We start from the raw sequence: 11,732 nt of genomic DNA on the forward strand, positions 1-11,732 counted from the left end.
GGAGTTCCACAATGAAAAAAACACTATGCTGTTTGGCACTGAGTAGTTTGCCAGTCATCAGTTATGCCAACTCACCTTATTTTAGTTTAAAAGATGGTGATGGTTTTAAACGCTTTTCTGTTTCGGTAGGTGCGCTGCACGTTATGCCACAAGGTAAAGCACAACCTTTTCGGGTCAATACAGCCATCCACAATGGCTACACAGCGGATGTCGGTGAGGTTCAATCGCAAACTGTAAAAGATAATTTACGTGACGGTTTTGAGCCACCCATATTATTAAGCGGAGCATTAAATTTGCTGCCTACCGTGCCTGCCAACATGAGTGGACAAGCCACAATTTCAGGTTTGGAGCAATGGGATAATCCCGGCACAGGTTTAGAAGCAGATGATGTCACCACACTGGGTATTATCAGCAACTATTTCTTTACTGATAATATTTCCTTTGAAGTCAAAGGCGGCATTCCACCTAAAGTTGATTTGCAAGGCAAAGGGAAAATTTATGCACCTTTCTCCGCAATTGCACGTCCATTAGGCGGTGCGTTGGGTGAGCTAGAATTACAAAACGATATTTTCATTACCGATTTAGCAGCACATGGCCCTGCTGCTTCTGCCCGAGCATGGACACCTGCATTTGAGTTTCAATATCACTTTGGCAAAACAGGCGTAAATAAGTTCCGCCCCTATGTTGGCGTCGGTTTGATGTATGCCTATTTCAATGAGTTAGAAATTAATCCACGTACTGAGCAGGACTTAATTGCTTCAGGTCACATGATTGCCAATATTAAAGAAGGAAAATCAGGCGCATCTTTAGAAGGCAAACCAAGTTCAGCCAACCCAAAAGTTGAGTTAGATGCCACCGATGCGTTTGCACCTGTTGCCACCGTAGGTTTTACCTATGACTTTAATGAAAAATGGTTTGCAGTTGGTTCACTATCTTATGCACACCTTAAAAATGAAACCACCATTACGGTGACCGATGCCAAACATGGTGAATTGATTCACTCTAAAGCAGATATTGAAGTGAATCCGATCATTGCATACGCTGGCTTTGGGATGCGCTTTTAATCTCTAATTTTACTTTTCCACTTTCAACTAAATTTAAGACGGCTACGGTCGTCTTATTTTTTCTTACACTATTTAATTAAAGCAATCGCTTCTATCTTGATAACTCAATTTTATCATTTGATGAATTTTATTTTATCGCGCTCTTGAGCTGAATCGATTACCATAACAAGCTGTTAGCCATACGTGGATGCCTTATGTCGAATGCTCAATTTTCCAAACCTCTAATTTATATGTTAATTGGAAGCGCCATTATTTTGGCATTATCGCTTGGGGTTCGGCATGCATTTGGTTTGTATTTGGTGCCTATGAGCCATGAATTTGGCTGGGGACATAATGTCTTTAGTTTAGCCATTGCCATGCAAAACCTGATTTGGGGTGCAGTCCAACCCATCACAGGTGCTTTTGCAGACAAATACGGCAGTAAAATTGTAGTTGCAGTTGGTGGTGCACTGTATGCACTCGGCTTATTGCTCATGGCCGTCAGCTCGACTGGGTTATTGCTAAATTTAAGTGTGGGTTTAATTTTAGGTTTGGCACTTTCTGCAACCTCTTTCCCTGTGCTACTTTCTGCAGTAGGTCGCGCTGCTCCTCCAGAAAAGCGTAGCCTTGCAATGGGTATTGCCAGTGCTGCAGGCTCGTTTGGGCAATTTATCATGTTGCCATCGACCTTATTGTTATTACAAAGTGTAGGTTGGTCGGGCGCATTAATTGTCAGTGCGATTTTAATTGTCTTGATTGTTCCTTTGGCATGGATGCTCAAAGCACCCATGTATCAAAACCCTAATGCAAGTTCAGTCAGCCAACCCGCTTTAGGCTTTAAACAAGTTTTGGTGATTGCCAAAAACCATAAACCCTTTTGGTTTTTAGCTTTGGGCTTTTTTGTCTGTGGTTTTCAAGTGGTGTTTATCGGGATTCACTTACCTAGCTACTTAATCGATCATGGCTTTAATGCAACCACAGGCACAGTTTTTCTAGCACTCGTGGGTTTATTTAATATTGTAGGCACCTATACCGCAGGTTGGTTAGGCGGTCGCTATTCGAAACCGCACTTGCTGATGTGGCTTTACGGACTACGCGGTATTGCCATTATCGTCTTTTTAATCCTGCCTTTAAGCATCTGGACAATTTATGCATTCGGGATCATTATGGGCTTATTGTGGTTATCTACAGTGCCTTTAACCAATGGTATTGTGGCAAATATGTTTGGGATTAAGTACCTGACCATGCTCAGCGGCATTGTGTTTTTCACACACCAAGTCGGCTCATTTTTTGGTGGATGGCTTGGCGGTTTAAATCACGATCTGACAGGTAACTATAATGCAATCTGGATTGTTTCTATTGCTTTAAGTGCGTTTGCGGTCTTGGTCCATTTTTGGGTAGATGAGGAGCACGTCATTCATGATTAATTCTTTATTGAATTTTAAAGTATTGCTCACACTTGCCATCACTGCCCTTTTTGGCTTATCGATCTTTTTATGGATGCAAACGCCACAACTATTCGAATATTTTAATCAGGCGTTTTGTGCGCATTAAAACCCAATCTCTAAAATATTAAGTCTATTTTACTATTCAAAATTCCGCTTTAGACATGGAGCGTCTTATGCAGATTCAATTGCATCGTGGAAGACTGATTGACCATATTCATCTTGTGGTGAGTGACCTTGAAGCAAGTCGAGCATTTTATACCGCCATCTTGGCAGTGTTGGATATTCCAGTTATGGGAACAGCCAAGGATCACTTTTGGGCAGATGAACTTTTTATCTCCTCAGTAAAAAGTCCTGCCGCACAAGGCATACTCACTGGGCGTCATCATCTCGCCTTTCAAGCTAAAAATCGTGAAATGGTCAATGCTTTCTATCTTGCAGCATTGGCACATGGCGGCAAGTGCAATGGCAAACCTAATGAACGTGCTTATCATCCTGGTTATTATGCAGCTTATGTACTTGATCCTGATGGTAACAATATTGAAGCTGTCTTTCATGGCGAAACGCCACGCAGTGCGGCATCAGTCATAATTGATATTTAACGCTCAATGTTCCACAAATCAACTTTCCCTCAATGCATAAATTTCCTTACAGCAAGTCAATAAAAAAATACCCCACAAGAATGATCTTATGGGGTGTTTTAAATTTTCTATTTTACAGTCAGCAGAATCACTTAAAACAAACGATTCATCCCATTCAAGGTCGCCACACGATACGCTTCCGCCATGGTTGGATAGTTGAATGTGGTTTCCACAAAATACTTAATGGTATTGTTCGGGCTGTTCATCACCGCCTGACCAATGTGGATAATTTCTGCCGCATTATTACCAAAGCAATGCACACCCAATACTTCTAAAGTGTCACGGTGGAATAAAATCTTCAATTCACCCACTGTATCACCCGTAATTTGCGCACGCGCTAAATGACGGAAAGATGCCTGACCAACTTCATAAGGAATTTTTTCTTCCGTCAATTCCTGCTCAGTTTTACCAATCGAAGAAATTTCTGGAATGGTATAAATACCTGTTGGAATATCGGTCACAGGCGCAACATTTTCTTCGCCACTCATATTTGCACCCGCGCAACGACCTTGGTCATAGGCAGCAGATGCCAACGAAGGCCAGCCAATCACATCACCCGCAGCATAAATATTCTCTACTTCGGTTTGATATTGATCATTCACCGTTAATTGACCACGGCTGTTTGGTTTAAGTTCTACGTTTTCCAAACCTAAACCATCGGTATTACCTGAACGTCCGTTACACCACAAAATCGCATCGGCTTTGATTTTCTTGCCACTTTGCAAATATAAAACCACGTGATCATCAAAAGTTTCTAAATGATCAATTTGCTCATTGTGGCGAATCAGCACCCCTTGCGCACGCAAGTGATATGACAAGGCATCTGAAATTTCATCATCCAAATAGCTGAGCAATTTGTGCTGAGTATTAATCAAATCAACTTTATGATCTAAACCAATGAAGATGGATGCATATTCACAACCAATCACACCCGCGCCATAAATAATAATTTTTTGAATCGAGAAATCCAAATCCAAAATTTTGTCTGAATCAAATACACGTGGATGGTTGAAATCCAACATTTCTGGACGATATGGACGGCTACCTGTCGCAATCACAATTTGCTGACACATAATGGTTTCTTTAATGCCATCTGCACCAAATACCAAGACCGTATTTTTATCTTGGATATAAGCACGACCATGATAAATCGCAATTTCATTACGGTCATAAAAGCGAGAGTGCGTTTCAACTTGCTGCTGAATAACTTTATGCGCACTTTGCAACACTTGCTTCATGGTGAACTGACGCCAATCGCCCATTTTTTTAAACATTGGGTCACGGCGATAACGGATAATATTCGACACTGTCTGACGCAATGCTTTACTTGGAATGGTACCCACATGGGTACAGTTACCGCCAAGCTGCTCACGAACATCTACAATCGCAACACGCTTACCAGATTTGGCAAGTTTCATTGCCGCGCCTTCACCCGCAGGGCCTGAACCGAGAACAACCGCATCGTACTTCACGAAAGTTCCACTAACGACCTCTTTTTTACGTGGCATTCAACGCTCCTTTTCTTTAAATCTGTCTTTTCAATGGGCTATATTATGACGTAAATCTTTTGAATTTTCTGTATTTACTGTGCATATATTACGTGATAACCACATTTTTTATATGAATATCGTTTTTACCCAATTTAAGCACAATTTCGTTATAATAACCGTCTTATGATGAAGTTAAGGTGACATTTTACTTTTGCACTTAGATTCGGTTTAATCAGACTCTATTTCACGTAAAATCTAGCCTACACTAAATCTCTCCCCTTTCAAAAACAGTGGAAAAGTTGAATATGTCTGCAAACCGTAAACCAGAACAGGGTGTCAAACTTCGTGGTGCTGAAAAAGTCGCACGTATTCCTGTAAAAGTTGTTCCTACGGTTGAAACGCCTCGTAAACCTGACTGGATTCGGGTCAAAATGACGGCACCAGAAGAAGTTCAACGTATTAAAACCACTTTGCGTCAGCAAAAATTGCACACCGTTTGTGAAGAAGCCGCTTGTCCAAACCTTCCAGAATGCTTTGGTGGTGGTACAGCAACCTTTATGATCATGGGTGATATTTGTACCCGTCGCTGCCCGTTCTGTGATGTTGCGCATGGTCGTCCAAATGCACTAGATCCTGAAGAACCTCGTCACATGGCAGAAACCATTGCCAACTTATGCTTAAAATATGCCGTGATCACCTCTGTAGACCGTGATGACTTGTTAGATGGTGGTGCACAACATTTTGTCGATTGTATTAAAGAAGCCCGCTCTTTAAGCCCAAATACGTTGTTAGAAATTTTGGTGCCAGACTTCCGTGGTCGTATGGATATTGCACTACGCATTATGACCGAATGTCCGCCAGATGTTTTTAACCACAACATTGAAACTGTGCCACGCTTATATAAAGCCATGCGTCCGGGTTCAGACTATCAGCACTCTTTGAACTTGCTGAAAATGTTTAAAGAATATTGCCCAGATATTCCAACCAAATGCGGTTTGATGGTAGGTATTGGAGAATCTGAAGAAGAAGTTATTGCACTGTTAGATGATCTTAAAGCGCACGATGTAGATTATGTGACCATTGGTCAATATTTACAGCCATCTAAAGAACATGCGCCAATTGACCGCTTTGTAACACCTGAAGAATTTGAGCGTTATACAGCGCATGGTCAAAAGTTAGGTTTTAAAAATATTTGGGCTGCGCCAATGGTACGTTCAAGTTATTTTGCAGACCGTCAATATTATGGTGAACCTGTACCAACAGTACGTCGTAAAGCCGACCCTGCTAAAAAAATTAGCGTGCAAACCATTGAAGCTTAACACTCGCTTATTTCAAAATTTGCGATAAAGCTAAAACAGCCCCGACTTTATGTTCGGGGTTTTTTATACCTTGTGGATATATTAAAAATAGATAGATGTGAATATTTTTTGATGGTCTACGACCAAGTGCGCATGGTGTCATCGCCATAAATTGTTAATCTATGCACTTAATCTATACACCGAGCTCAAACAATAAAACAGGGATAGTAAAATGTCACAACAAGACTATGACAATGGCTTAAAAGTTCGCACTGAAGTCATGGGCGAAAGCTTTGTAAAACGCGCACAGGACAACACTGTACCATTTACCCAACCTTTGCAGGACTGGATTAATGAACATGCATGGGGTTCAACTTGGCAACGTGAAGGTGTGTTACCACGCAAATATCGTTCCTTAATTACTATCGCCTTTTTAACTGCTTTAAAAAGCCCGACCGAGCTTAAAGGACATATTCGTGGTGCGCTAAATAACGGGGCAAGTGTCGAAGAAATTCAGGAAGTCTTGTTACACAGCTTGCCTTATTGTGGCGCACCTGCAACTCAGGAAGCTTTTCGCGCAGCGTTGGAAGTTTTGGCAGAACATACTGCAAATACTTAAACGCAATCTAAATCAAAAAATATAAACGCTCGACATTTCACTAAAACTATTTGGTGAAATGTCGGTAGAGTTGAGTTTTAAATCCAATACACATTAAAGCTATAAAAGAACTCATTTAACTCAAAGCGCACCTGATAACCCAAATCAGTCAGCTGTGCCGATAAATTTCGAATATCTTCTAAAGGTAAATGTTTTGGCAGCACAGTAAAAACTGCGGTATTGCCCTGCTTGGCATTCTCTTCGATTAAAGACGCCAAACGCTGCTTATATAATTCAATATCTAGCTTGGCATGATCTGAATAAACTTTTGCTTGTTCAGCAGTTAAAAAATTTGCCATCTTATTGTTCTCATTATGACCATGTTTAACATTCAACATATTGAAACTTGACGATATGGCTCAAGTGATTTTTTGTTATTGTCTGCATAAACGCATGATCAATTAACCCTAATTTTTTAAAAAAAATCACACCGAAGATGGCTTTTTCGCAGCAGACCTTTTAGGCTATCGCACAATCTTATGTTGTAATTTTGCTGGATGACATTATGTCAGAATCTGTTTCAATCTCCCCTGCGCTAATGAACCGCGCCATTGCAGGACAAGCCGATGCCCAATTTGAAGTGGCGGTGCTGTATATGCAAAGCGATTTTAATGAAGATATTGAACTTGCCGAACAATGGGCGCTCAAAGCTGCCGCAAACGGACATATCGAAGCCATGTATTGGCTTGGTGAAGGCTATACCGTATATGCCAAAGATGTTCTAGAAGATGACCCTGAAGATGCCAAACAACATTTTGAAGATGCTTTTGTCTGGCTCAAAAAAGCCAGTGATGCACAACACCCTGCCGCTATTTTAGAGTTGGCAGGCTACTACCGTCGTGGTGATGTGGTTGAACAAGATGTCGCTCGCTCTGTGGCATTGGTACAGCAAGCAGCAGAATTGGGCGAAGTACAAGCCATGCGTGACCTTGCTTTTATCTATGCAAATGCTTTGGGTGTAGATGCTGACGAAAATAAAGCTGAATATTGGACACAAAAAGCCGATGCAGCGGAGTAATTTATTTGTCTAGCCAATCAATTGATGGGCTAGACAATTTTTGCATGACTCGAATCGTCATTGAATAAAGCTTAGACTTTGAATAACACTTAGACTTCGACCACAATTACTTGTCTGCAAATGCCCTCTTGCTGACGCTGTTGTTCAAACACAGCCGCAGGCATCGGCTCAAAACTGTCAAAGAAACAAATTTCAGCATCATCAATAGAATATAGCAATGAGTGATTGCCCACGCCTTCTAAAGTGTCGTAGTAGACAATTACAAATTTATTTTCATCAAATGCGTGCTGAATTTGCTGATAGCCGATTGCCGCCAATACAGGCAATTTAAGCTGTTCAGCTTCGGCATAACTTAACTTTTCTGCATCTTGTAAATCTGGGTCAGGGTCAGTATAAAACTGCACATTAAAGCCAAACTTTTTCAGTCCAACAGCCAAACCAATTGTGGTTGTGCCCTGCTCTGGCGTATAACCACACACTTCAATCAATTGTTGAATATCGGCATCAATTCCTAAGTGTCGTAGCAACATCCACACTGCGTAAATCCCGCCGTTGGCTTCTAAATTTGCCAACTCTTGAGGAAGCTCTAAAGCCATCATTCAATCTCAAAAATATGTTTGTAGTGATAATAAACAAAACATGATTGGAACTGAATCAATTTCCAAGTACAATATCGCGCTAGTCGAGGGATGCTGCGACGTTTTACAGGCACGAAATGTAAAATCGCCAGGCTCGACCAGCATAGCAACGCGTTTGCTATGCAAGAAACGGCATCCGCGAACTGAATGATCAATTGTTTTTTATAAGGAGATCGTGATGAACGCGGTTAATGCTTCATTTACAGATTATAAAGTTGCCGATATCACACTAGCTGATTTTGGTCGTAAAGAAATCAAACTTGCAGAAGCAGAAATGCCAGCCCTTATGGGTTTGCGTAAGCGCTACTCAGCTGCAAAACCTCTTGCAGGCGCGAAAATTCTCGGCTGTATCCACATGACCATTCAAACTGCTGTTTTAATTGAAACGCTAGTTGAATTGGGCGCAGAAGTTCGTTGGACTTCTTGTAACATCTTCTCTACTCAAGACCACGCTGCTGCAGCAATTGCTGCTTCAGGTGTGCCTGTTTTTGCTTGGAAAGGCGAAACTGAAGAAGAATATGTATGGTGTCTTGAACAACAAATTAATGTAAATGGCACACCATGGGATGCCAACATGATTTTGGACGATGGCGGTGACTTAACTGCACTTGTTCACGAAAAATATCCTGCATTATTAGAGCGCATTCACGGCATTACTGAAGAAACCACTACGGGCGTACAACGTCTAATTGAAATGTGGAAAGATGGTTCTTTAAAAGTGCCTGCAATTAACGTCAACGACTCTGTGACTAAATCTAAAAACGACAATAAATACGGTTGCCGTCACTCACTCAACGATGCGATTAAACGTGGTACAGACATGTTATTGTCTGGTCGTCGTGCATTGGTTATTGGTTATGGTGATGTAGGTAAAGGTTCTGCACAATCTTTACGTCAAGAAGGCATGATTGTTCGTGTTTCTGAAATTGACCCAATTTGTGCAATGCAAGCATGTATGGATGGTTACGAAGTTGTATCTCCGTACAAGAATGGCGTACAAACAGGCAATAAAGCAGACGTCAACCTAGAGCTTTTAGAAAATACTGACTTGATTGTGACTACAACAGGTAACTATCACGTGTGCGACGCAGCAATGCTAGATACACTTAAAGCAGGCGCTGTTGTATGTAACATTGGTCACTTCGATACTGAAATCGACACCAACTACTTACGTGGTTATAAGTGGGTTGAAGTGAAGCCACAAGTACACCAAGTGTATCGTTCAGAAAACGAAAACGATTATTTAATCTTGCTTTCTGAAGGTCGTTTAGTGAACTTGGGTAACGCAACAGGTCACCCATCACGTATTATGGATGGTTCATTTGCTAACCAAGTATTGGCACAAATGCACTTATTTGCAGAGAAATTTGCCGATCTTCCTGCCGATCAAAAACAAGCGGCAATTCGTGTTGAAATCTTACCGAAAAAACTAGACGAAGAAGTTGCTGCTGCAATGGTTGCTGGTTTTGGTGGTGTATTAACACAATTGACTCAAGTACAAGCGGACTACTTAGGTGTAGCTGTTGAAGGTCCGTTTAAATCGGATGCTTATAAATACTAAGTTTTTAATCCTTCTCCCTAACCCTCTCTCATAGGGAGAGGGAATGATTCATTGTTTAATGAATGTATTCGAGGGTAAGTCCTCTCCTGAGCAAGTTTAAAGCACTGCTTTTAAACCCAGCGCAAGAGAGGATTTAGGAGAGGTGAAAAAATATAAATAAGTATTTATAACAAGGATTTAATCATGACCAAACAAGTTCCTATTTCATTTGAATTTTTCCCATCTAAAACCGATGTAGGTGCAGAAAAACTCAAAGTTGTGCATCAAGAATTACAACTTTTAAATCCAGAGTTTTTTTCTATCACTTATGGTGCAGGTGGTTCTACTCGTGAACGTACTTTATCGACCATTAGCGACTTCAATGGCAAAGGCACACCTGTAGCGCCGCACCTGTCTTGTATTGGTGATGACAAAGCGCGTATTGCTGAATTGCTTGATATTTATAAAGCACAAGGCATTGACCGCATTGTGGCTTTGCGTGGTGATTTACCTTCAGGTCAAGTTGGTTTAGGCGAATTGCCGTATGCGTCTGACTTGGTGCGTTTTATTCGTGAACATTCAGGTGATCATTTTCACATTGAAGTTGCGGCTTATCCTGAAATGCATCCACAAGCAGACCACTTTGATCAAGACATTAAAAACTTTGTCACCAAAGTAAATGCTGGTGCCAATGCTGCCATCACCCAGTTCTTTTTTAATCCAGATGCGTACTTTTACTTTGTAGAACGTATTCAAAAGCAAGGTGTGAATATTCCTGTTGCGCCTGGCATTATGCCGATTACCAATGCCAGCAATTTAATTCGCTTTGCAGATGGTACAGGTGCAGAAATTCCACGCTGGATTCGTAAGCAATTAGCAACCTATGGTGATGACACAGCTTCAATCAAAGCCTTTGGTCATGAAGTGATTATTAAACTGTGCGAACGCCTGATTGCAGGTGGTGCACCAAGTTTGCATTTTTACACCATGAACAACACCGAACCGACTCGTCAATTAGTGACAGATCTTGGTTTGGCTTAAGCTGTATTTTTCATATTTATTGACTTGAACGAGTAATCCCTATGCCCCGTTTTTATATTGAGGCTGAATTAGCAGTAGATACACAAGTTGAACTGACTGAAACAGTATTTCATCACTGGGTGAAAGTACTACGCGCACAAGTCGGTGAAACCGCCACCTTGTTCAATGGGCAAGGTGGTGAATATGAAGTGGAACTGGTTGAAGTTACCAAAAAAACAGCGCAAGTGCAGATTAAAAGTTTTAATCCAGACAATCGCATCCCAAGCTTTAGCGCCTTATTAGGACAAGTAATGAGCAAAGGCGATCGTATGGATTATGCGATTCAAAAAGCGGTAGAGCTTGGCGTGACTAACATTCAGTTGCTCACCTCTGAACGCTGTGAAATGCGCTTAAAATATGACCGCGATCAAAAAAAATTAGATCATTGGCAAGGCATTGCCATTGCAGCCTGTGAACAATGTGGCATGAATATCGTACCGAAAATTTTAGCCCCACTACGTTTAGAGGACTGGCTGAATAGTGACCTTCCTACCACCAAATTAGTGTTAGCACCGAATAAAGATCAAGTAGATGTGCTAAACAATGTCAGTAAAGATTTAGCTTTATTAATTGGGCCTGAAGGTGGTTTAAGCGAAGCAGAAATTAGTGCTGCCAATGCCGTTGGCTTTCAAAACTGGTGTATTGGCTCTCGGGTATTACGCACTGAAACCGCCCCTGTGGTTGCTTTAGCTCTCTTAAATTATCGCTTGGCTGAGTAATTTATCCGTTTTTACAGAAATCGATTGCCAATAACATTGCAATTTATAAAGTACAGGATTAATCTCGAACAATATATTAAAAAATTTGCATAAAATTCAAACACAAAACAGCAATATTTTATGCATGAACGTGATGTTATTTAAGAAAATATAAATGTTGGA

Annotated in this window: 12 protein-coding genes; 9 read left to right on the top strand and 3 right to left on the bottom strand. The window is 41.0% G+C overall.

What is annotated here, in order from left to right; all coding sequences use genetic code 11:
• Positions 1 to 11: 11 nt before the first annotated feature.
• The 3 genes from FTT74_RS08890 (at position 12) to FTT74_RS08900 (ending at position 3,090) form a co-directional block, all read left to right on the top strand.
• Positions 12 to 1,064, top strand: coding sequence for an OmpW family protein (locus FTT74_RS08890; protein WP_004972784.1), 1,053 nt, complete (start codon positions 12 to 14; stop codon positions 1,062 to 1,064).
• A 194-nt stretch (positions 1,065 to 1,258) separates the two neighbouring features.
• Positions 1,259 to 2,470: an MFS transporter gene (locus FTT74_RS08895; RefSeq protein ID WP_179988937.1), complete on the top strand. Its 1,212-nt coding sequence runs from the start codon at positions 1,259 to 1,261 to the stop codon at positions 2,468 to 2,470.
• Positions 2,471 to 2,664: 194 nt separating this feature from the next.
• Positions 2,665 to 3,090, top strand: coding sequence for a VOC family protein (locus FTT74_RS08900; protein WP_179988936.1), 426 nt, complete (start codon positions 2,665 to 2,667; stop codon positions 3,088 to 3,090).
• 131 nt (positions 3,091 to 3,221) lie between these two features.
• Here the strand turns inward: FTT74_RS08900 and sthA are convergent, their stop codons facing one another.
• Entirely contained in the window at positions 3,222 to 4,637 is a 1,416-nt protein-coding gene (sthA, locus tag FTT74_RS08905; protein WP_042068765.1) for a Si-specific NAD(P)(+) transhydrogenase, read from the bottom strand.
• Positions 4,638 to 4,924: 287 nt separating this feature from the next.
• On the opposite strand from sthA, the gene lipA reads away from it, so the two are divergent.
• Positions 4,925 to 5,938: a lipoyl synthase gene (gene lipA / locus FTT74_RS08910; protein ID WP_004972772.1), complete on the top strand. Its 1,014-nt coding sequence runs from the start codon at positions 4,925 to 4,927 to the stop codon at positions 5,936 to 5,938.
• 211 nt (positions 5,939 to 6,149) lie between these two features.
• Complete coding sequence (locus FTT74_RS08915) at positions 6,150 to 6,536, top strand: carboxymuconolactone decarboxylase family protein (RefSeq protein ID WP_004972770.1); 387 nt, start codon at positions 6,150 to 6,152, stop codon at positions 6,534 to 6,536.
• Between the two features lie 77 nt (positions 6,537 to 6,613).
• On the opposite strand, the gene FTT74_RS08920 is transcribed toward FTT74_RS08915, so the two are convergent.
• Positions 6,614 to 6,874 (bottom strand): hypothetical protein, encoded by a 261-nt coding sequence (locus FTT74_RS08920; RefSeq protein WP_004972768.1) that lies wholly within the window; start codon positions 6,872 to 6,874, stop codon positions 6,614 to 6,616.
• A 206-nt stretch (positions 6,875 to 7,080) separates the two neighbouring features.
• Between FTT74_RS08920 and FTT74_RS08925 the strand changes: the two genes are divergently transcribed.
• Complete coding sequence (locus FTT74_RS08925; protein WP_131261573.1) at positions 7,081 to 7,593, top strand: tetratricopeptide repeat protein; 513 nt, start codon at positions 7,081 to 7,083, stop codon at positions 7,591 to 7,593.
• 89 nt (positions 7,594 to 7,682) lie between these two features.
• On the opposite strand, the gene FTT74_RS08930 is transcribed toward FTT74_RS08925, so the two are convergent.
• Positions 7,683 to 8,189: a cysteine peptidase family C39 domain-containing protein gene (locus FTT74_RS08930; RefSeq protein ID WP_178319510.1), complete on the bottom strand. Its 507-nt coding sequence runs from the start codon at positions 8,187 to 8,189 to the stop codon at positions 7,683 to 7,685.
• Positions 8,190 to 8,409: 220 nt separating this feature from the next.
• On the opposite strand from FTT74_RS08930, the gene ahcY reads away from it, so the two are divergent.
• The 3 genes from ahcY (at position 8,410) to FTT74_RS08945 (ending at position 11,570) form a co-directional block, all read left to right on the top strand.
• On the top strand, positions 8,410 to 9,792 hold the full coding sequence (gene ahcY / locus FTT74_RS08935; RefSeq protein WP_004972762.1) for an adenosylhomocysteinase: 1,383 nt from the start codon (positions 8,410 to 8,412) through the stop codon (positions 9,790 to 9,792).
• A gap of 183 nt (positions 9,793 to 9,975) precedes the next feature.
• Complete coding sequence (gene metF, locus FTT74_RS08940; protein ID WP_004972760.1) at positions 9,976 to 10,812, top strand: methylenetetrahydrofolate reductase [NAD(P)H]; 837 nt, start codon at positions 9,976 to 9,978, stop codon at positions 10,810 to 10,812.
• Positions 10,813 to 10,853: 41 nt separating this feature from the next.
• On the top strand, positions 10,854 to 11,570 hold the full coding sequence (locus FTT74_RS08945) for a 16S rRNA (uracil(1498)-N(3))-methyltransferase (protein WP_179988935.1): 717 nt from the start codon (positions 10,854 to 10,856) through the stop codon (positions 11,568 to 11,570).
• The last annotated feature ends 162 nt before the right edge of the window (positions 11,571 to 11,732 follow it).

Origin of the sequence: Acinetobacter sp. YH01007 (genome assembly GCF_013420425.1) — a bacterium.
Lineage (GTDB): Bacteria > Pseudomonadota > Gammaproteobacteria > Pseudomonadales > Moraxellaceae > Acinetobacter > Acinetobacter towneri.

Excerpts from the sequence above, each read along its gene's own strand:
- metF (WP_004972760.1), top strand. The coding sequence starts at position 9,976 with ATGACCAAACAAGTTCCTATTTCATTTGAATTTTTCCCATCTAAAACC.
- FTT74_RS08925 (WP_131261573.1), top strand. The coding sequence starts at position 7,081 with ATGTCAGAATCTGTTTCAATCTCCCCTGCGCTAATGAACCGCGCCATT.
- FTT74_RS08930 (WP_178319510.1), bottom strand. The coding sequence starts at position 8,189 with ATGGCTTTAGAGCTTCCTCAAGAGTTGGCAAATTTAGAAGCCAACGGC.
- FTT74_RS08895 (WP_179988937.1), top strand. The coding sequence starts at position 1,259 with ATGTCGAATGCTCAATTTTCCAAACCTCTAATTTATATGTTAATTGGA.
- FTT74_RS08900 (WP_179988936.1), top strand. The coding sequence starts at position 2,665 with ATGCAGATTCAATTGCATCGTGGAAGACTGATTGACCATATTCATCTT.
- FTT74_RS08945 (WP_179988935.1), top strand. The coding sequence starts at position 10,854 with ATGCCCCGTTTTTATATTGAGGCTGAATTAGCAGTAGATACACAAGTT.
- sthA (WP_042068765.1), bottom strand. The coding sequence starts at position 4,637 with ATGCCACGTAAAAAAGAGGTCGTTAGTGGAACTTTCGTGAAGTACGAT.
- FTT74_RS08890 (WP_004972784.1), top strand. The coding sequence starts at position 12 with ATGAAAAAAACACTATGCTGTTTGGCACTGAGTAGTTTGCCAGTCATC.
- ahcY (WP_004972762.1), top strand. The coding sequence starts at position 8,410 with ATGAACGCGGTTAATGCTTCATTTACAGATTATAAAGTTGCCGATATC.
- FTT74_RS08920 (WP_004972768.1), bottom strand. The coding sequence starts at position 6,874 with ATGGCAAATTTTTTAACTGCTGAACAAGCAAAAGTTTATTCAGATCAT.
- lipA (WP_004972772.1), top strand. The coding sequence starts at position 4,925 with ATGTCTGCAAACCGTAAACCAGAACAGGGTGTCAAACTTCGTGGTGCT.
- FTT74_RS08915 (WP_004972770.1), top strand. The coding sequence starts at position 6,150 with ATGTCACAACAAGACTATGACAATGGCTTAAAAGTTCGCACTGAAGTC.